The following is an 18,293-nucleotide window of genomic DNA, read 5'->3' on the forward strand; positions in this document are numbered from 1 at the left end:
GGTCATCCTTCCCAGGCAGCGCGCAGGGCCCTGCGGTCGATGGGGGTGCCGCCGATGATCACTTGGGCGATCCGGCGGGTGTGGGCGATGTCCTGGAGGGGATCGGCGTCGAGGACGAGCAGATCCGCCCGCTTGCCGGGTGCGATGCTGCCCCGGTCGGGCAGCCCGAGCATCTCGGCGGGCAGCAGGGTCGCGGCGCGAATGGCCTCCAGCGGCGGCATGCCCGCCCGGACCATCGCCTCCAGCTCCCGGTGCTCGGCGAAGCCGGGGAACTGCGCGCCGACTCCGGTGTCCGCCGAGAGCAGCACCCGGACGCCGCTGTCTACCAGCTCGCGCAGGCCGCTCTCCAGGACCGCGTACGCCTTCTCCCAGTCGGTGTCCACCGACGCGGCGAACGCCGCCATCTGGGAGCGAACGGCGGCCCGGTCGGCAGCCGGCACGCTCTCGGCCAGCGCGGGGTCGTCCAGCCAGGCCATGTCGCCGAAGAAGCCGGTCTGGATACTCATCGAGGTGAACACGAACGCGTCGTGTTCGAGGAGCAGCTCAATGAGCTCGAGGTCGGGGCCGGGTTCGCGCACCATGTGGGCGATGCCGTCCGCGCCCGCGCGCAGCACGGCCTTCGCGTCGTCGAGTTCGAAGATGTGCGCGATGGCCCGCAGGCCGTGCGCGTGTGCCTCGTGGATGATGGCGGCGGCGATGTCGGGGCCGAACTTCGCCTTCTGTCCCCACCGGTCGTCGATCCAGAACTTGATCACGTCAGGCTTCGTGGCGGCGACCTCCCGTACGGCCCGGCGGGCCTGCTCGGGGGTGGTGACTTCGTGCAGCACGTCCGTGGCGAAGAACGGTCCGGCGTTCTCCGCATCCGATGTCGGTGCGACGAGGCCGGCGCCGGCGCTGAACAGCAGCGCCAGTGCGGGGTCGGACAGCTCGCCGGACCGCTGCGCGTCGCGGACGGCGAGTTCCACGCCGTCGCGGTCGGTACCGAGGGACTGGAACACACTGACGCCGTAGTAGGTGAGCCGGCGCAGGTGGTCGAGGACGTTCGCCCGCGAGAAGTTGCGTGGGTGGGTGTCGCCGTCCTTGAGGTAGCCGATGTGGCCGTGCGGGTTGACGATCGTGGGCATGACCGTCTTGCCGGTGAGATCGACCTGGCGTGCGCCGGCCGGAACCGGGGTGGTCCGGGCCGTACCGACGGACTCGACGATGCCGTCGCGTACGGCGATCACCGCGTCGTCCACGGGCGCGCTTCCGTCGCCGGAGATCAGCCGCAGGCCGGTGTAGTACGTGGGAGTGGACATCTCACTGCTCCGGAACGATGCGGAAGGAGTCGCCGAGGCGCCGGACCTGGCCCGCGCTCGGCGTGCCGAAGTGCGTGCCGATCACGAGCGTGCCGGTGTCGGCGAAGCGTTCGAGGAAGGCCCGCCGCGTCACGGCCGACGCCTTGTCGTCGGTGTCCAGGCTGGCCGACCAGTCCGGGCGGCCCACCTGGCAGGGGGCGTGCATCAGGTCGCCGGTGATCACCGCACTCTCGCCGCGTGACTCGATGAGCACCGCGACGTGACCGGGCGTGTGGCCATGGGTGGCGATCAGCGACACCTCCGGAGTGATGTAGTCGCCCGCATCGACGTAGGTGACCAGGCCCGCGTCGACGACGGGCTTGACGGAGTCCTCGAAGACGGCGACGCCGTCGACCATGTCATGCGCCCAGTCGGTGTACCCGTCCCCGGCCTCGTCGCCACTGCGGGTCTCGGCGTACGCCTTCCAGTGGTCGTACTCCTGCTTGACGAAGAAGTGCTCGGCGTTGGGGAAGGTCGGCACCCATGCACCGTCGACCAGGCGCGTGTTCCAACCGACATGGTCGACATGCAGATGCGTGCACACGACGCCGTCGACCTCGGCCGGTGCCCACACCTTCTCGAACCGCTCCAGGAAGTCGGTGTCGAGCATGTGGAACATCTCCATGGCGCGCTTCTTGCCGTTGCCGATGCCCGTGTCCACCACCAGCTTTTTCTCCAGTGTCTGGATCAGCAGTGCGTGGACGCTCATGTTGATCATGCCGTCCTTGACGTAGGTCGGCCGCAGCCAGTCGATCGCCTCGACCTCGGCCCGGGAGGACCCCGGCAAAGCGTCGTCCAGCCATTCCAGGGGCTGCCAGTGGGCGACCTCCTCGACCTTCGTGACGGTGACGTCACCGATGTCCCATCGCTCCATTGCCATGGATCTCTCACCTCTGCTCGTACGTGTCGAAGCTGCCTGTGCCGCTCCAAGGCGAGTTTCGAACAGAGTGTGTACGTAAGTCAATGCTGGTGACAGGGCGATCAAGAGGTGGACCGGCCAGCCCCGCCCGCGCCGCCACAGGATGCCGAAGTAAAAAAGCGTTCCTGATTGATTTTTTTCTACCCGGCTGTCAGTCTCGCTCCAAACCGGCAGGAGCGGTGATCAGCCGCCGGTTCAACTGCCGCCGTGCGTACGCCGGCCTACCGGAACCGGACACGGAGAGGAACCCATGGAACTCGCCACCACCCTTGAGTACGCCGCGAACAACCCCCGCAAGGCCGTCGAGGAGATCGTGCGGCTGGAGAAGGCGGGACTCGACGCCGTCTGGGTGGCCGAGGCCTACGGTTTCGACTCCCCGACCACCATGGGCTATCTCGCTGCCCGCACCGAGCGCGTGAAAGTCGGCTCCTACATCATCAACGTCTACTCCCGCACGCCCGCGCTGATCGCCCAGACCGCCGCCGGACTCGACGCGTTGTCCGACGGCCGTGCCCTGCTCGGACTCGGTGCGTCCGGCCCGCAGGTCGTCGAGGGCTGGCATGGCCGGCCGTACGACAAGCCGCTCGGCCGCACCCGCGAGACCGTCGAACTGTGCCGCCGGATCTGGCGACGCGAGGTGATCGACCACCATGGCATCGTCGACATGCCACTGCCGCCGGAGAAGGGCGGCAAGCTCGGCAAGCCGCTGAAGTTCCTCAACCACCCGGTGCGCAGCGAGATACCGATCCACATCGCGGCGCTCGGCCCGGCCAACGTCCGTATGGCCGCGGAGATCGCCGACGGCTGGCTGCCTCATCTGTTCATCCCCGAGAAGGCCGGGCAGGTCTGGGGTAGCGCGCTCGCCGAAGGGCTGGCATGCCGGCCCGCGGAACGCGGGAACCTCCAGATCGTGGCGGGCAACCTCCTCGCCGTCGGCGAGAACGCGGCAGCCGCCCGCGACCTGGCCCGCCCCATGATCGCCCTCTACCTCGGCGGCATGGGCGCCAAAGGCAAGAACTTCTACAACGACCTGGCCCGCGCCTATGGTTACGAGGAAGCCGCCGAGAAGATCCAGGAGCTCTACCTGTCCGGGAAGAAGAGGGAGGCAGAGGCGGCTGTTCCCGACGAGCTGACCGAACTCGTGTCGCTGTGCGGCCCCGAGGGTTACGTACGCGAGCGCATCGAGGCGTTCCGCGCCGCCGGTGTCACCCAGTTGAACGTTCGGGTGGTCGACCCTGACCCCGCCCGCCTCGTCGAGAAGGTCAAGAGCTGGCTCTGACGGGCTGATCCTCAGCTTGTCGAGCAGTCGGTCGGCGGACCCCGCGACAGCCAGATCGTGGTGTCCACCGAACACCGTCTGACGTCGTCCTCGACCCCGGAAACGGCTCGAACCACGGCGCTGTAGGGCAATCGAGCTTCAAACGCAGGGCGATTCATGCGTCCCTCATGTCAAGGCACCGCCAGCGCTGCATACATGGACCGTGCTGCGCAGCCGCAGCCAGCGGCGAGGTAGCTCGCTTGATCTCTCGTAGCGGGTGGCCAGGCCCCCGTCGCCCCTTGATCAATGCACCACTCCACGGTGCTGTGCTCCTCGCACAGCACGGTGCCGCAGGAGACCAGGCCACCGTGCCCGACAGCCACCCTTGGTGGGGCGCGTGGCCTGGTCGTCCTTCTGCGGGATGACCGTATTCATCCTGCGCCGTCTCTGGATCCGCAGCCTCGACTCACCACTCGCACGGTCCCTGAGGCGGCATCAGATCCCGGCGGCCCGCGCCGTCGCGTAGACGTCCGCGGCCGCGTCCGTCAGCTCCTGGCCATCGCGCGTGGTGGCCTGCAGATCGAGCAGGAATTCCTCGAAGCCCAGCTCGGCGTAGGGCGCCAAATCGGCCACGATCTGCTTGGCGTCGCCCTGGAAGGGCAAGCGGTCAGCGCCCTGATAGGCCGTGGGCGTGTACCAGGCGTTGACCCGCAGCACCGTCTGGATCGGCGCGGTGCGGCCTCGCTCGGCGGCCAGGTCCCGCAGCCGCCGCCACGCGGCGGCGGTCTGCTCCACGGTGCTCGCCCCCGGCATCCAGCCGTCGGCCCGGTCGACCAGACGGCGCATCGAACGCTCGTTGGACGCCGCCAGCAGCACGGGAATCGGCCGAGCCGGCTTCGGGCCGACCTCGGAGGGAGCGATCGTCGTCCACTCCCCCTCGTAGGACACCGAATCCGGGCCCCACACGGCCCGGCACACGTCCAGCACCTCGTCGAGAACCCTGCCGCGCTTCTCGAACGAGGCGACGGACGCGGCCGCGTACTCGTCCAGCGACCAGCCCGTTCCCAGGCCCGCGACCAGGCGTCCGCCGCTGGCCGCGTCCAGGGAGGCCAGCGAACGCGCCAGCTGGAACGGTAGGTGCAGCGGTGCCACCAGCACGCTGGTGCCGAGCCGGGCCCGTTCGGTGACCGCGGCGGCCAGCGTCAGCGTGACCAGCGGGTCCGCGACCGAGCGGTAGTGGACAGTGGCGTTTATGCGCCAGCGGGTGCGATGTTCTTGTTGTGGCGGAGCAGGTTCCGCGGATCCCATTCGGCCTTGATCTCGGCGAGCCGCCGGTACTTGGCCCCGCTCCCCCACACATCGCGACGCCATGCCTCGCCCTGATCATCCGTCAGGTTGATGTAGGCGTTGGAGAGACTGTGCGGCTGCATGGCGGTCGTGGTCGCGTCGGCCCAGGCGTCGTAGGGCGCGTCGTGCTCCGCCTGCGTCCACAGGGTCGCGGTCTCCCAGAGCCAGGAGGCTCCAGCCCGGGAGAAGGCGGTGGCCTCCTCGTCGACGTCCTCGGAGATCGCGCCGCCCAGCGCCCAGACGTTGATCGCGGTGACGGTGCCCGGAAGGTTCGGCGAGGCGGCCAGACGCTCCAGGAGCGTGTCGATCACGGGTGCCGTGAGTGCGGCGAGATAGCCGCCGCGCGCATTGGCGCGCCAGCCGTAAGGGGCGGTCGCATCCAGCATGCTGTTCGTCTCGAGCCAGGTGGTGCGCCGTACCGTGTTGAGGACGGGGGCGCCCAGGCCCGCGAGTGCCGTGACGGTCTTCTCCGCCTCCGCGAAGTCGCCCGTGTGGACCGGGATGAGCATCAGGATCGGCTTTCCGTACGCCTCCTCGGGCACTGCGGGAAGTGGCGGTGCGAAGGTGAGCGCGGCCGCCAGTCCGAGTTCGCGGGGCGCGTCGGCCATGAAGGCGGGCAGCTGGGCCAGGACGGCTGCGGCCTGGTCGCCGGGGAAGACGATCATTCCGGAGACGACGTCCGGGCCCAGGGGGTGTGCGCGGTACTCGAAGGCCGTGACGACACCGAAGTTGCCGCCGCCCCCGCGCAGTGCCCAGAACAGGTCCGGGTTCTCCGTCTCGTCCGCCCGGACTTTCCGGCCGTCCACGGTGATCATTTCGCAGGCGAGCAGGTTGTCGACGGTGGCGCCGAAGCGGCGCATGAGGTGGCCGATGCCGCCGCCGAGGGTCAGTCCGGCGACTCCGGTGGTGGTGACGGTTCCGGAGGGCACCACCAGCCCGTATTCCTGGGCGGCGGCGTCCAGTTCGCCGAGCAGGACGCCGGCCTGGGCCCGCACGGTGCGGGTGTCCGGGTCGACGGTGATCTCGCGCAGGCCGGACAGGTCGATGACGAGGGCGCCGCCCGGCATGGCGTGGCCGTCGGAGCCGTGGCCGCCGCTGCGTACCGCGACGGGCAGGTCGCGTGCGGAGGCGTAGCGCAGGGCGGTGGCGACGTCGTCCTCGTCGGCGCAGCGGGCGATCAGTGCCGGTCCGTGGTCGGCGGCACGGCCGTTGAAGACCGCCCTGGCCTGGTCATAGCCGTCGTCACCCGGGCGCAGAACGGTGCCGCGGAAGTCGGCCGGGAAGTCGGAGTGGGTGGGGGATGTGGGGGTCGAGCCGGTCGGGCTCATGCGTGCCTCCCTGAAGGCGGGCAGCCGCGTCCGCGGGCAGCCCGGCGGTTGAGGCTAACCGGAAATTCATTTTCCGGTTCTGGTGCAGGAGCGTAACATCCCAGGACATGAGTGAGATTGCCCCGTCCGGTGCCCGCCCCCAGCGGGCCGACGCGCGTGAGAACGTCCGGCAGATCCTGCGGGCGGCCCGCGCTGTCTTCGCTGAGCGGGGCTTCGAGGTGTCCATCGAGGAGGTCGCCCGCCGCTCCGGCCTCGGCATGGGCACCATCTACCGGCACTTCCCCAACAAGCACGCCCTGGTCGAGGAAGTCGCGATCGGCCATATGCGGGAGACCTCGGAGGTTCTGGCGCGCGCCGTGGACGAGGAACCGGATGCCTGGTCCGCATTCACCCGCGTGATGCGTCACATGGCCGAGGTCCGCAGCAGCCAGATGTTCCCCGTCTCCCGCAGACGCACCACAGAGTCCGGCCCGGCCTTGGTAGCCGCGCGGGACGCCCTGCTGGCGGATCTGGAGGACCTGATGGACCGGGCTCAGCGGGAGGGGGCTCTCCGAACGGACGTGAACACCTACGACCTGGTCCTGATGATGGCCTCCCTGCCCTCAAGGATTCCCGGGGACGAAGCCGCCGGCGACCTCACCGTCGACCTGACCGGCCGCCAACTCTCCGTGCTTCTCGACGGTTTGCGCGCTCCCGGCGCCGAACGCCTGCCCACCCCCGCTGCCACCCGACCTGACCTGGACGAGTTCTTCCGGACGCGTTTCGGAGTCTGACCTCCGGCATACCAGGAGCACCGCCGCGGTAGGGCCACAGGTCGGAACCGCAGATGCAGGTCGCGGTCAGCTTCACGATGGCGTCGGTGGGCTCGAGGATCTTCGGGTCCTCGCGCTCCTCCACCCGGACGTCACCGGCCTTGTGCATCACTACTCCACGCATGGGTGGATCTCCTTGTTCCTTGTTGGCTGCTTTCTCTGCCGGCGCCTACTGGGCCGATCTGTGTTCAGGCAATGCCGCGACCTGGATCACCCGCGGTGCGGTGCCTAGGGGAGGCCAAGCGCCGGGCGGCGGCGCTGGGTCAGCGCGATAACGGTCGTCGGGATCAGGGTCAACGCCGCGACGGCGGTACCGACCACGGCGGGGCCGGTGGCCCCGGGGGCCGAGTCGAGAGCGAGGCCGGCGATCCAGGAGCCGACCGCGGTGCCGAGATTGAACGCCGAGACGGTGAGCGCTGAGCCCAGTGTGGGTGCCCGGCCCGCGAAGCGCACGGCCAGGGAGATCAGCACCGGGTTGGCACCGAGCCCGAACAGCCCCAGCAGGGCGACCAGCACGATCGTGGGGGCGGCGTAGCCCGACAGCAGGCAGATCGCCAGCAGGATGACCGTGGTGGACGCCGCCGCCGTGATGGTCGTCGCATACGGGCGGACGTCGCCGAGGCGGCCTCCGACGAGGAAGCCCACCAGGGCACCGGCGCCGAAGCCGACGAGCACCAGGGGCACGAGCCCGGCGGCGAGGCCGGCATGGTCGGTGAGCAGCGGCGCGATGTAACTGTACGTTCCCAGAACACCACCGTTGGTGGTCGCGCAGGCCGCCAGCGCCAGCCACAGGCGGCCGGAGCGCAGCGCGGACAGTTCAGACCGGATCGACACGGCGCGGTCGCCCGCACCGTCGTGCGGAACGTAGCGGGCGATCAGCCCCATGGCGGCGGCTCCCAGGACCGCGAGCGCCCAGAACGGTCCCCGCCAGCCCGTGAGCTGCCCGGCGAAAGCGCCGAGCGGCACACCGATGACATTGGCGAGCATGGCACCGGAGCCCACCACGCCCAGGGCGCGGGAGCTCGCGGCGGGACCGGCGACGCGGGTGGCGACCACGTTGGCCACGGCCCAGAACGCTCCGGTCGCCAGCGCGGTCAGGAACCGTGCGGCGAGCAGCAGCGCAAAGCTGGAACCGAGCGCGACGACGACGTGTCCGGCCGCGAAGACGCCCAGGGCGAGCACGAGCGTCAGCCGCGCGGGCAGCCGCAGCGTCAGCATCGCCATGAGCGGTGCGCCGACGATCATTCCGACCGCGAACACGGTGATCAACAGGCCGGCCTGGGCCACGCTCACCTGTACGTCGCCCGAGATCTCCGGCAGCAGACCGGCCACCACGAACTCGGTCGTACCCATCAGGAACGTGCCGAGCGCCAGCACGTAGATGACGAGCGGAAGCCGGGCGGGCGATCGCTCGCGCCCTCCGGCGCCCAGGTCTGCGGGTGCGTGGAGAGTTTCTCCTCGCGTGCTCATTGACTCTCTTCTCCAAAGGGGACCGGTCGAGCTGCGAGACCCACGAAACCGGCTCCATCGCGCGAGAAGAAGGTCGTGTTTATGGGGGGTACAAGCTCAACCTCCCTTTCCGGCGGCTTCCGCCTACCGTGGAGGGCATGGATCAGCAACCCGACAACCGCTCCGAGATCCGGGACTTCCTTGCCACCCGGCGCGCCAAGATCACCCCGGAGCAGGCCGGGCTGCCCACCAGCGGCCGCCGCCGGGTCCCGGGGCTACGGCGCGAGGAGGTCGCCGTTCTCGCCGGCGTGAGCACCGAGTGGTACACCCGGCTGGAGAAGGGCCACATCAGCGGTGTGTCCGAGGACGTCCTCGACGCGGTCGCCCGTGCGCTGCAACTGGACGAGGAGGAGCGCACCTACCTGTTCGACCTGGCCATGGCCGCCCAGCGGTCCAGTCGCACACCCCGTCGGCGCAAGGCCGTGGACATCCCGCCCCGCGTCCAGTGGCTGCTCGACTCCATCGCGCTGTCCGCGGCATTCGTCACCAACGGCCGCATGGACATGGTGGCTTCCAACGCACTCGCCCGCGCCCTGTTCGCGCCGCTGTTCGACAGCGAGACCACGGACGAACGCGGCCGCCCCAACTTCGCCCGGTACTGGTTCCTCGACCGTGGCGCCCCCGACTTCGTCGGCGACTGGGATCGCGCCGCGAACACCACCGCCGCCATGCTGCGCGTCGAAGCCGGGCGCTACCCGTACGACAAGGCTCTGCGCGAGCTCATCGGTGAGCTGTCCACCGTCAGCGCCGAGTTCCGCACCCGTTGGGCCGCCCACAACGTGCGCATCCACCACGGCGGCGTCAAACGCTTCCACCACCCTGTCGCCGGGCCACTGGAACTCACCTACCAGCCGATGGATCTCCCCATCTCCGCCCACGAGGCCCACTCCCTGACGCTCTACACCGCCGAGCCGGGCACCCCCGACGAAGACCGGCTCAAGCTCCTCGCCAGCTGGGCAGCCACCCCTGCCGGACACCAGAACCGACCCTCCGCCCACGCTGAGCCCAAGGAGAGCGGCACCGACACCCGCGGCCCGTCCCGGTGAGGCCGGGTGAGCTCCCCGAATTCCGCAGGGTCCGGTGATCTTGTTTCAGGCGGATTGCGGGGCGGCTGTCAGTTGTCGCCACCGGTTGCGGTCGTTCGGGACGGCGAGGCCGCCGCGGCCGCTTGGAAAACCTCGGCGACGGCCCCGACGCCGTGGAAGCTCTGGAGCGAGCGCCGCTCGGGGTACCGGGAGCGGGACTTCGAGGAGTTCGCCGCACCGTAGGTGACGCGGGTCCGCTGATCGTCGACGAGTTTCTGACGTTCGTGACGGAGGGATGCGGTACGGCACCTCGCCGGTGGCCGCGCGGATGGCGGTTCGCAGAGGGGGACGGGCCGCCGAGTCCTTAGGGGACGGGGGCGTCGCAAAGGAAGTGCCGCCGCTGAATACCCAGCTCGCCGCGTACTTCGAGCGGGGGGCGGGCTTGCTCGCGGCGGCGTCCTCGAGCCGTTCGTCGATCCCGCGCAGGGTCGCGATCAGGATCAGCACCGCGATCGGCGAGGCGAGCACGGTGTGTCCGAGGGCGATGGCGATGGGGCTGCCCAGCATGGCGGCGGGCTCGAACGGCCGGAGTGATCCCAGTTCATCGACTGCCAGCGGGTGAACTGGTCCAGCACCCACTGCCCCGACTGGCGGCCGCCGTTGCCCGACTTGCCGTTGCCGCCGAACGGAAGGTGCGCCTCGGCTCCGGAGGTGGTGTTGTTGACGCTGACCATGCCCGCGGAGATGCCGCGCCGGTACGTCCAGCGCGCAGCTGGTTGCCGCCCGCGGCCTCGACGCGGCGGTCCCGACCGCATCCTGACCGCCCCGGCCGTGGCCTCTCAGCGGGGCGAGGTCTGCCAGGGTCCGCTGGACCGCATCGCTCTACCGCTCACCGCCGCTCTGCGGGTCTGGCCACTTTGACGGTGAGCGGATCGAGGAGGGCATGAGCGATACGGTCGTCCTGTGCCTCCTGTTCGGCTACGCGCCCTCGGCCGCCACGGGGTGTGTGTCGCGGGCAGTGAAGACGTAGCTGCCGGACCGGACGCTGAATATCGCCCGATTGCCGTCGATGCGTTCGAACTTCGCCCCGTCGGAGACCGTGCGGGGCCGGCCGCCACCGGTCGGCACGTGCACCTCGGCCGTGGTGTTCGGCGGCACCTCGATCTTGAGGCGGAAGGTGCCGTTCCTGCGGGTCCACTCCGAGGCGACCTTGCCCTGGGGCGTCTGGTAGCTGCCTTCCACATGGGTGAGGTCGCCGACCACCCGCGGGTCGATGACCAGCTTGCGGTAGCCGGTGGATCCTCGCGCCTGCCGGATACCCGCCAGGCCGCTGTGGAACCACTCCTCGATCTGCAGCAGGATCATGTGGTTCTTCGAAGCGCGGATGTCCCAGTTCTCGGGGATGGTGGTCAGGCCGCCGGGGTTCGCCGTGGTCGGCGCCATGAAGAACCCGTAGCTCGGCCGGGTGTCTTCCCAGAGCACGTCCCAGAGCACGTCGTCACGGCCACCGTCCATCAGCGCCCGGACGATCGGTGCGAGTCCGATGGTCCCGCCGCTGAAGTGCGGCCCACCGCCGAACGGTTGATACCCCTTGACCAGTTCGACCAGTGCGTCGAGGACGCGCTCACGCTCGCCCTCGGGTACCAGTTCCTCGACGAGCGCGAGCGCCTGCGCGGCCTGCGTCGCCCCGGCGGCGCCCTGGTCGCCCTCGCTGGTGTAGCGGCCCAGCGAGCGGTTGTAGAAGGCGTCGTTGAAGGCCTGTTTGATGGTGGAGGCGAGGTTGCGGTATCCGTTCGCGTCGCCGTCGCGTCCGATCAACTCGGCCATCTTCGCCATGCGGTCGGCGATCTGGTAGTACGCCCAGGTGCCGGTGATGCGGCCGGAGGTGTTCTCGGCGGCGATCCAGTCGGCCAGGGCGGCGTCGACGATGTAGGCGTTCGCGCCAGTACCGGCCTTGCGGGTCCGGATATAGTTCAGGAACGCCTGCATCTGCGGGTAGTAGCGGGCCATCGTCTGCGTGTCGCCGTACGTCTCGTACAGCAGCCACGGCGTCAGGATGATGCCGTCGCCCCAGTTGATCTCGTCGCCGAACCGGCCGGTGTAGCCCCAGTCGTACACGGGGGCCTTGAGCGCGACGTTGCCGATGTTGTCGCCGGACCTGGACTGGCCCTCCGCGAGGTGGCGCTCCATCGTGCGCAGGTAGGCGTCGTAGCCGAAGGTGCGGTGCAGGGACGCGAAGGGTTGGAGGTAGTCCGCGGGGTACGCCAGCTTCTCGCGGCCGGGGCAGTCCGTGAACGTGGACATCGTGTTGCTCATGATCGAGTAACGGGCCATGCGGTGGATCCGGTTGATCCGGTCGTCGGAGGTCCGGATGTGGCCCGTCTCCGGGACGTCGGCGTGCAGTTGGAGGCCGGTGAGGGTGTCCTCGGTGGGGGTGTAGCCCGGCGGCAGGCCGGTCACCTGCACCCATTGCATGCCGAAGTAGTGGAACCGCGGGTGCCAGCTCTCGCCGTCCGGGTCACCGTACGTCGTGTAGGTGGCGAAGAGATCGGTGCCGCGGGCGGCGCCGCCGCCCATGAGGGAAGCCTGGTCGACGGTGCCGTCGGCGGTGAGGGACTCGGCCGGTCGCATGGTGATCGTCGTGCCCGCGGGCACGGTGCCGTCGAGCCTGAGCAGGGGCCAGCCGGCGAAGTTCTGGCCGAAGTCGAAGACCCACACGCCGGGTTGGGGCTGTGTCACGCTGACCGGCCGGAGCTTGTCCACGATCTTCACCGGTTCGGCCACACGCCAGACGAGGTCGGTGGTCAGGTTGGGAGGCGGGGCGATGCCGGCCCGCACCCAGCCGACGGGGGTGCCGTCGCGGCGCTTGGCGGTCTCACCGAGGTCGGCTCCGGGGGCGGTCCAGGCGGGCTGTTCGCGGCGGGCGTCGTAGTCGGAGCCGGAGTACCAGTTGGCGAGGGTCGTCGGGCCGAGCGCCGTCTTCCATGAGCGGTCGCTGACGACGGTCTGGGTCGTGCCGTCCGCCTTGGTCAGCTCAAGGCGCGCGATCAGACGGGGAGTGACGGCCGCCCCCGCGCTGGGGTCGGTACTGGCAAGCGAGTTGCCGGAGCCGGTGACGCTCGCGCCGGTGGCGTGTGCCGTCTTGAGGGGCGGCTCGAAGGTGATGCCGGTGCCGTCGGCGCCTGCGGTGCCGACGGCGGTGATGGTGCGGGACTCCAGCCGCTCTCCGCCGTCGCCGGTGTCGATGTTGAGGGTGCCGCCGACGTGGTAGCCGGTCACACTGCTCACCTTGACGTCGGTGGCGCCCGCCGGTGCCGCCGCGGCCAGGGTGCCGCTTCCCTTGAACTGGCTCTGCCACCAGCTGTACGGGGCGGTGCGGCCGGTCGCGGAGTTGGTGACGGAGCGCGTGACCAGCGCGGTGCCGTGGCCGAGTTCGACGCCCAGAGTGTTGGCGCCGGGGTGGACGAGACGGGTCACGTCGTAGGCGCGGTACTCCGTGGAGAGCTGGTAGTTGGAGTTGCCGGGTGCGAGCACCTCGTCCGTGACGGGGCTGCCGTTGAGCTGGACGTGATGCAGGCCGACGCCGGACACGTACAGCCGTGCACGGGTGACCTTCGCGCCGTGCCGCCCGTCGACCTCGAAGGCGCGTGCGAAGACCGGCAGAGGCTGGTCGAGGGTGCGGCCGGGGTACTCGATCCACTGGGCCTCACCCCAGCCGGAGCGCTTGAGCAGGCCCATCTCCCAGGTCGCGGGGCGGCTCCACGGTGTGGCCTCGCCGTCGGTGCCCCAGACCCGGACCTGCCAGACGACCTGCTGGCGGGAGCCCAGCGGCGGCCCGCCCCAGGCGATGTCGTTCTGGTCGTCCGAGCGGACCTTGCCGGAGTCCCACAGGTACCGGCCCTCGCGCAACTCCCGCTCGCCGCGCGCGGCGCGCACCTGGTACGCGGCCTGCGCCCAGCCGGCACCCACGCCCACCGTCCGCCAGCCGAGCCTGGGAGCGGCGTCGTCGACACCGAGCAGGGTGCCCGTACGTCCGTCGACCGACAGGCCGATGACCTTCGGCCCGTGGGTGTCGTCGTCGGCTTCGGCGGACCGAGCCGCGGTGATCGGCAGCATCAACCCCACCCCCGAGGCGACCACGCCTCCGACAACCTGTCTACGACTCAATGCGATGCCCTGATCCAGGGACATGAGAACTCCTTGTGAATCGACTGGTCAGGATCCGGCCTTGTAGTCGGCGTCCATCTCGGCGAGGAGCTTCTTGGGCGTGGACTGGCCGCTGAAGATCTCCTGGAGGCCGCTGAGCATGGTCTGCTGGACCTTGGGGTTGGGCCAGAGCTGGTCCATGAACGGCACGGTGCGGTTCGTTTCGATGAACTTCGCGAGTTCGGTGAGCGACGGGTCGACCTGATAGCCCGTGTCCGGGAGGGTGGGCAGGCTGCCCTGCTTCTTGTTGAACACGTTCATGCCCTGGGGCGACATCACGAAGTTCACGAACTTCAGTGCCAGTTCCTCGTTCTTGGCCTTGGCGTTGACGCCGTAACCGGCTCCCGCGGCGGCGGGTATGAGGGTGTCGGCGGGGTCGTCGGTGGCGGGCAGCGCCTTGAGTGTGAAGGTGCCCTTGGGGTTCTTCTGCTTGAGGAGGGCGATGACCCAGTTGCCCTGGATGATGCCGAGCGTCTTGCCGGTGGCGGCGAGTTGCTGGCTGGCCTCGTAGTTCGTGCCCAGGGGGTTCTTCTGGAAGCAGCCCGTCTTCTCCATCGTTAGGTACTTGTCGAGAGCGGTGGTCCACGGCGACTTGGCGAAGGTGGCCTGTCCGGCCTGCATCTTCTGGTCGAAGTCGCGGTCGGGGCCGTAGACGCTCGTGGCGACCAGGGCGTACTGCACCAGCTGGGTCACCCAGTTGTCCTGGTTGCCCAGCGCGAAGGCGGGAGTTCCCTTGGCCTTGGCGGCCCGGCAGAAGTCCAGCAGCTTCGTCCAGGTGTCCGGCGGGGTGAGGCCGGCCTTGGCCATGGCCTGCTCGTTGTAGACGGCGCCGATGCCGTTCTGCCCGAAGACGGCGTTGTAGGTCTTGCCCTCGTACTGGGCCACGCTCTTGATCGCGTCGGGCATCTTGGCGGCCCAGGGCTGGTCCGACAGATCGCGCAGGTAGCCGGGCTTGGCGAGGACGTAGTTGGCGGCGGGGTTGCCGTTGCCCGGCCAGACCGACATCACATCGGGTGCCGTTCCGGAGGACAGCTGGGTGCGGATCTGCTGCTGGTACTGGTCGGCGCCGCTGGTGGTGTAGCGGACCTTGACGCCCGGGTTGGCCTTCTCGAACGCCTTGACGACGTCCTCGACGGAGCCCTGGTCGACGGAGGCGAGGGTCAGGGTCTTCGAGCCCCCACCGTCGGAGGCGGCCTTCGTTCCACCGCTGCATGCGGCCAGGAGGGCGGCGGCCGTGACCGCCGCGGCCAGCGCCTTGGGTGTGCGTGTGTTCATGATGACTCCCTTGAGGAGACGGCGGGCTCGGGGACGGTGGGGGTGGAGTAGCGATGGGAGTGGGAGTAACGGTGAGCGTGGGGGTAGCGGTGACAGTGGGGGTAGCGGTGACACTGAGGGCGGGCGTCGGGTGTCATCCCTTCAGCCCGCCCGCGAAACCGCTGATGATGCTGCGCTGCAGCAGGAAGTAGACGATCAGGACGGGCAGGATGCTGATCACGAGTGCGGCGAAGATGAGGTTCCAGTCGGTGACGTACTGACCGACGAAGCCGGCGATCGCGACGGGCATGGTCTGCTGGGCGCTGCCGCTGAGGTACAGCAGCGGGGTGAAGAAGTCGTTCCACACGGCGACCGTGTTGAGCACCAGGGCCGTGACGGTGATCGGTTTGAGCATCGGCAGGACGACGTAGCGGAAGCCCTGCAGCGGGGTGCATCCGTCGATCAGGGCCGCGTCCTCGAAGTCGCGGGGCAGGGCGCGCAGGAAACCGACGTAGAGGAAGACGGTGAACGGCACCTGCAGGCCGGCGTAGAAGAGGACGAGTGCCCAGGGGGTGCCGAGCAGGCCGAGGTCGCGCATGGTCTGGTACAACGGCAGTGAGGCGAGCTGGAAGGGCAGCACCAGGCCGAGGAGGACGAGCAGGTACGTCGTCCGGGACCAGCGGGCCGTGATGCGGGCCAGCGGGTACGCCGCGAGGGACGAGATGGCCAGCACGATGACGACGCTGCACACCGTCACCAGCACGCTGTTGGCCAGCGCCCCGCCGAGCGAGCCCTGCTGCCAGGCCTGGGTGAAGTTGTCCAGGGTCGGAGACGTGGTCGGGTGGAGGGGTGAGGAGGTGTCCGAGGTGGGGCGTACGGCGAGGTTGACCAGGACGTACACCGGGAAGCCGACGAACAGGGCGACGGCGATCATCGCGAGTTCCAGCGCGAGGGTGCGGGGGCGGTAGCGGGTCATGATGCGGCCCTCTCGTTCCGGGACAGGAAGAAGTACTGGCCGGTGGAGGCGACCGCCACGATGATCGTCAGGACCACAGCGAGGGCGATGCTGTAGCCGAACTCCCCGAGCGTGAAGGCGTCCTTGTAGATCAGGGTCGAGATGGTGTCGGTGGCGTGCCCCGGCCCGCCGCCGGTCAACGCGTAGACCTGGTCGAAGAGTTTGATCCCGCCGATGATCGACAGCATCAGGTTGATCGTGAACGCCGGGGCCAGCAGCGGCCGGGTCACCGACCAGAAGCGACGCACGGGACCGGCACCGTCGATCGCCGCGGCCTCGTGGATCTCCTGGGGCACCGACTGCAACCCGGCCAGGAAGATGACCATGGAGTAGCCCGCGTACTGCCACACGATCACCCCCACCACGGCCCACAGGGCAAGGTCGGGATTGCCCAGCCAGTCCTGCCGCCAGTCACCCAACCCCACAGCGCCCAGCAGACTGTTGACGGCGCCGTCCGGACCGAGCAGGTTGCGCCACAGGTAGGCGGTCACGATCGGGGTGACCACGGCCGGGGCGAACAGCAACACCCTGAGCAGATTGCGGGACTTGATGGCCGTGTTGACCCCGAGGGCCAGGACCAGCCCCACGCCGTTCTGGATGACGGTGATCGACACGGCGATCAGCAGCGTGTGCCAGACGGCCTGCTTCGCGTCCGCGTCACGGAGCATGTCGGCGAAGTTGCCCAGGCCGACGAACGAGAAGTCCGGGTTCAGGCCGTCCCAGTCGGTGAAGGCGTAGTACACGCCGCGCCCGCTAGGAATGAGGACGACGAAGGTGAACAGCAGCAGTGCCGGTGCCATGAACCACCACGGGGGTCCGGTGCGCCCTGGGCGGGCGGGGACGACCTTCACGGGCGGACCTACTTCCTTGAAACGAATCCTCTGAAACGATTCAATCCCGCGCCTGCCGACGCGCTGTCGGCTTCTGCTTCGCGGAGGCCCAGGCTTGGGCGAGTAGTGCTCGGGCGGGTGGTGGGTAACGTTTCCCAATGGTGGTGCCAGACCCTAGGGAGCGTCCCGGGCGACGTCAAGATGTCGTGCACCATGCGGGAGTGTTACGCCGCTCCAGCGGCAAGACCTGGCCTTCGGCGCATACGTAAGTCGTAGCGTTCGCCCGTACACTCTGCGGCAACGTTTTCCACGGGCGTCGGAGGAGGACCGATGGAGGAGCCGTCAGCATCGCCTCGCCGCGTCACGATCGTCGACGTCGCGCGTCACGCCCAGGTGTCCACCACGGCGGTGTCCAAGGTGCTGCGCAACGCCTACGGAGCCAGCCCGGAAATGCGGGCGAAGGTACGCCGCGCGATCGACGAACTGGGCTACCGTCCCCTCGCTGCCGCCCGGGGGCTGCGTGGCCAGACGTACACCATCGGCGTGATGCTGCCGGACATCCGCAACCCCTTCTTCCCCGAGATCCTCGACGGCATCACCGGCCGGCTCGCGGACACCGACTACCAGGTGCTGCTGGGACCCGGCTGCAACGGGGAGAAGGAGGAGGCGCGGATCACCGAGGCGCTGATCGACCGCGGCATGGACGGCCTCATCCTGGTCGCGCCCGTCTCACCGGGCTCCCACCTGGAGCATCTGGCCTCCGTCGTGCCGACCGTGATCGTCGGCCGCCATGGGCACTCGGCTGCGTACGACACCGTGAACGACGACGACATAGCAGGTGCGGCCCTGGTCGTCGGCCACCTCGCCGAGCTGGGGCACCGTCGCATCGCCCACATCGAGCACCGTGAGACCGATCCGGCGCGTCTCGAGGAGATGCCCAACGCCCAGCGGGCGGAAGGGTATCGGCGTGCCATGCGCTCCCTCGGCCTCGCCGGGGAGATCGACGTCGTCTCCACCAGTTACACGCCGCAGGGCGGGCTCCAGGGCGCCAAGGAACTGCTCGCGCGCCCCCGCCGGCCCACGGCGGTCTTCGCCGGGGCGGACATCGTCGCCATGGGAGTATTGGAAGCCTTCGCCGAAGCCGGTGTCTGCGTACCCGACGACATCTCGGTGGCCGGCTACGACAACACGACCTTCGCCGCGCTCGGCCCGGTCTCACTGACCAGCGTCGACCAGGCCGGCCGCGAGATCGGCGAGAACGCCGCGCGCCTGCTCCTGGAGCGGATCGCCGACCGCAACAAGCCGTCGGTCCAGGTCAGACTCTCGCCGAAGCTGGTGCCGCGCCGGACCACCGCGGAACCGAGGAGGTGAACACGGTCACCCAAGGCAGGGCCGCGCGAAGAGAGCTCTTCCGCGCCGTGCGCGTGCCCCGAGGGCGGCGCAGGCCTCGCAC

14 protein-coding genes and 1 pseudogene are annotated in these 18,293 nt (G+C 69.4%); 4 read left to right on the forward strand and 11 right to left on the reverse strand.

The genetic code is table 11. The features are described 5' to 3' along the window. Window positions 1-2: 2 nt before the first annotated feature. Both StrepF001_RS37105 and StrepF001_RS37110 read right to left on the reverse strand, forming a co-directional pair. On the reverse strand, window positions 3-1,298 hold the full coding sequence (locus StrepF001_RS37105; protein WP_129802571.1) for an amidohydrolase family protein: 1,296 nt from the start codon (window positions 1,296-1,298) through the stop codon (window positions 3-5). A gap of 1 nt (window position 1,299) precedes the next feature. Then, a complete protein-coding gene (locus tag StrepF001_RS37110; protein WP_129802572.1) occupies window positions 1,300-2,217 on the reverse strand; it encodes an MBL fold metallo-hydrolase in 918 nt (305 codons plus the stop codon). A gap of 289 nt (window positions 2,218-2,506) precedes the next feature. On the opposite strand from StrepF001_RS37110, the gene StrepF001_RS37115 reads away from it, so the two are divergent. Further along, window positions 2,507-3,535: an LLM class F420-dependent oxidoreductase gene (locus tag StrepF001_RS37115; RefSeq protein ID WP_129802573.1), complete on the forward strand. Its 1,029-nt coding sequence runs from the start codon at window positions 2,507-2,509 to the stop codon at window positions 3,533-3,535. Window positions 3,536-4,009: 474 nt separating this feature from the next. Here the strand turns inward: StrepF001_RS37115 and StrepF001_RS37120 are convergent, their stop codons facing one another. Together StrepF001_RS37120 and StrepF001_RS37125 are read right to left on the reverse strand one after the other, a co-directional pair. After that, complete coding sequence (locus StrepF001_RS37120; protein ID WP_206307059.1) at window positions 4,010-4,822, reverse strand: TIGR03619 family F420-dependent LLM class oxidoreductase; 813 nt, start codon at window positions 4,820-4,822, stop codon at window positions 4,010-4,012. After that, the gene (locus StrepF001_RS37125; RefSeq protein WP_129802575.1) at window positions 4,765-6,189 is read right to left on the reverse strand and encodes an FAD-binding oxidoreductase; all 1,425 of its coding nucleotides are present in this window, start codon (window positions 6,187-6,189) and stop codon (window positions 4,765-4,767) included. The genes StrepF001_RS37120 and StrepF001_RS37125 overlap by 58 nt, the downstream gene beginning before the upstream one ends. Before the next feature lie 107 nt (window positions 6,190-6,296). On the opposite strand from StrepF001_RS37125, the gene StrepF001_RS37130 reads away from it, so the two are divergent. Further along, the gene (locus StrepF001_RS37130) at window positions 6,297-6,962 is read left to right on the forward strand and encodes a TetR/AcrR family transcriptional regulator (protein WP_129802576.1); all 666 of its coding nucleotides are present in this window, start codon (window positions 6,297-6,299) and stop codon (window positions 6,960-6,962) included. Window positions 6,963-6,984: 22 nt separating this feature from the next. Here StrepF001_RS37130 and StrepF001_RS48690 read toward each other — a convergent pair. Together StrepF001_RS48690 and StrepF001_RS37140 are read right to left on the reverse strand one after the other, a co-directional pair. Continuing rightward, window positions 6,985-7,125 (reverse strand): annotated as a pseudogene (locus StrepF001_RS48690) (IMP dehydrogenase); the annotation flags it as partial. Window positions 7,126-7,229: 104 nt separating this feature from the next. Continuing rightward, on the reverse strand, window positions 7,230-8,471 hold the full coding sequence (locus StrepF001_RS37140; RefSeq protein ID WP_129802577.1) for an MFS transporter: 1,242 nt from the start codon (window positions 8,469-8,471) through the stop codon (window positions 7,230-7,232). Between the two features lie 137 nt (window positions 8,472-8,608). Here StrepF001_RS37140 and StrepF001_RS37145 point away from each other — a divergent pair, with 137 nt between their 5' ends. Beyond that, entirely contained in the window at window positions 8,609-9,556 is a 948-nt protein-coding gene (locus StrepF001_RS37145; RefSeq protein ID WP_129802578.1) for a helix-turn-helix transcriptional regulator, read from the forward strand. A gap of 479 nt (window positions 9,557-10,035) precedes the next feature. Here StrepF001_RS37145 and StrepF001_RS37155 read toward each other — a convergent pair whose 3' ends face one another. The 5 genes from StrepF001_RS37155 to StrepF001_RS37175 form a co-directional block, all read right to left on the reverse strand. Then, window positions 10,036-10,350, reverse strand: coding sequence for an aldehyde dehydrogenase family protein (locus tag StrepF001_RS37155; RefSeq protein ID WP_276322870.1), 315 nt, complete (start codon window positions 10,348-10,350; stop codon window positions 10,036-10,038). 163 nt (window positions 10,351-10,513) lie between these two features. After that, on the reverse strand, window positions 10,514-13,726 hold the full coding sequence (locus StrepF001_RS37160) for an alpha-L-rhamnosidase (protein WP_129802579.1): 3,213 nt from the start codon (window positions 13,724-13,726) through the stop codon (window positions 10,514-10,516). A gap of 24 nt (window positions 13,727-13,750) precedes the next feature. Further along, window positions 13,751-15,016, reverse strand: coding sequence for an extracellular solute-binding protein (locus StrepF001_RS37165; RefSeq protein ID WP_129802580.1), 1,266 nt, complete (start codon window positions 15,014-15,016; stop codon window positions 13,751-13,753). 133 nt (window positions 15,017-15,149) lie between these two features. Beyond that, entirely contained in the window at window positions 15,150-15,971 is an 822-nt protein-coding gene (locus tag StrepF001_RS37170; RefSeq protein WP_129802581.1) for a carbohydrate ABC transporter permease, read from the reverse strand. Further along, the gene (locus StrepF001_RS37175) at window positions 15,968-16,861 is read right to left on the reverse strand and encodes a sugar ABC transporter permease (RefSeq protein WP_240797831.1); all 894 of its coding nucleotides are present in this window, start codon (window positions 16,859-16,861) and stop codon (window positions 15,968-15,970) included. The genes StrepF001_RS37170 and StrepF001_RS37175 overlap by 4 nt, the downstream gene beginning before the upstream one ends. A gap of 309 nt (window positions 16,862-17,170) precedes the next feature. On the opposite strand from StrepF001_RS37175, the gene StrepF001_RS37180 reads away from it, so the two are divergent. Beyond that, the gene (locus StrepF001_RS37180; RefSeq protein ID WP_129802582.1) at window positions 17,171-18,211 is read left to right on the forward strand and encodes a LacI family DNA-binding transcriptional regulator; all 1,041 of its coding nucleotides are present in this window, start codon (window positions 17,171-17,173) and stop codon (window positions 18,209-18,211) included. The last annotated feature ends 82 nt before the right edge of the window (window positions 18,212-18,293 follow it).

Origin of the sequence: Streptomyces sp. F001, from assembly GCF_004187715.1 — a bacterium.
Lineage (GTDB): Bacteria > Actinomycetota > Actinomycetes > Streptomycetales > Streptomycetaceae > Streptomyces > Streptomyces flavusporus.

Bases quoted from the DNA above. Each gene is read 5' to 3' on its own strand.
- StrepF001_RS37105 (WP_129802571.1), bottom strand. From the start codon at position 1,298: ATGTCCACTCCCACGTACTACACCGGCCTGCGGCTGATCTCCGGCGAC.
- StrepF001_RS37110 (WP_129802572.1), bottom strand. From the start codon at position 2,217: ATGGCAATGGAGCGATGGGACATCGGTGACGTCACCGTCACGAAGGTC.
- StrepF001_RS37115 (WP_129802573.1), top strand. From the start codon at position 2,507: ATGGAACTCGCCACCACCCTTGAGTACGCCGCGAACAACCCCCGCAAG.
- StrepF001_RS37120 (WP_206307059.1), bottom strand. From the start codon at position 4,822: ATGGGATCCGCGGAACCTGCTCCGCCACAACAAGAACATCGCACCCGC.
- StrepF001_RS37125 (WP_129802575.1), bottom strand. From the start codon at position 6,189: ATGAGCCCGACCGGCTCGACCCCCACATCCCCCACCCACTCCGACTTC.
- StrepF001_RS37130 (WP_129802576.1), top strand. From the start codon at position 6,297: ATGAGTGAGATTGCCCCGTCCGGTGCCCGCCCCCAGCGGGCCGACGCG.
- StrepF001_RS37140 (WP_129802577.1), bottom strand. From the start codon at position 8,471: ATGAGCACGCGAGGAGAAACTCTCCACGCACCCGCAGACCTGGGCGCC.
- StrepF001_RS37145 (WP_129802578.1), top strand. From the start codon at position 8,609: ATGGATCAGCAACCCGACAACCGCTCCGAGATCCGGGACTTCCTTGCC.
- StrepF001_RS37155 (WP_276322870.1), bottom strand. From the start codon at position 10,350: ATGCGGTCGGGACCGCCGCGTCGAGGCCGCGGGCGGCAACCAGCTGCG.
- StrepF001_RS37160 (WP_129802579.1), bottom strand. From the start codon at position 13,726: ATGTCCCTGGATCAGGGCATCGCATTGAGTCGTAGACAGGTTGTCGGA.
- StrepF001_RS37165 (WP_129802580.1), bottom strand. From the start codon at position 15,016: ATGAACACACGCACACCCAAGGCGCTGGCCGCGGCGGTCACGGCCGCC.
- StrepF001_RS37170 (WP_129802581.1), bottom strand. From the start codon at position 15,971: ATGACCCGCTACCGCCCCCGCACCCTCGCGCTGGAACTCGCGATGATC.
- StrepF001_RS37180 (WP_129802582.1), top strand. From the start codon at position 17,171: ATGGAGGAGCCGTCAGCATCGCCTCGCCGCGTCACGATCGTCGACGTC.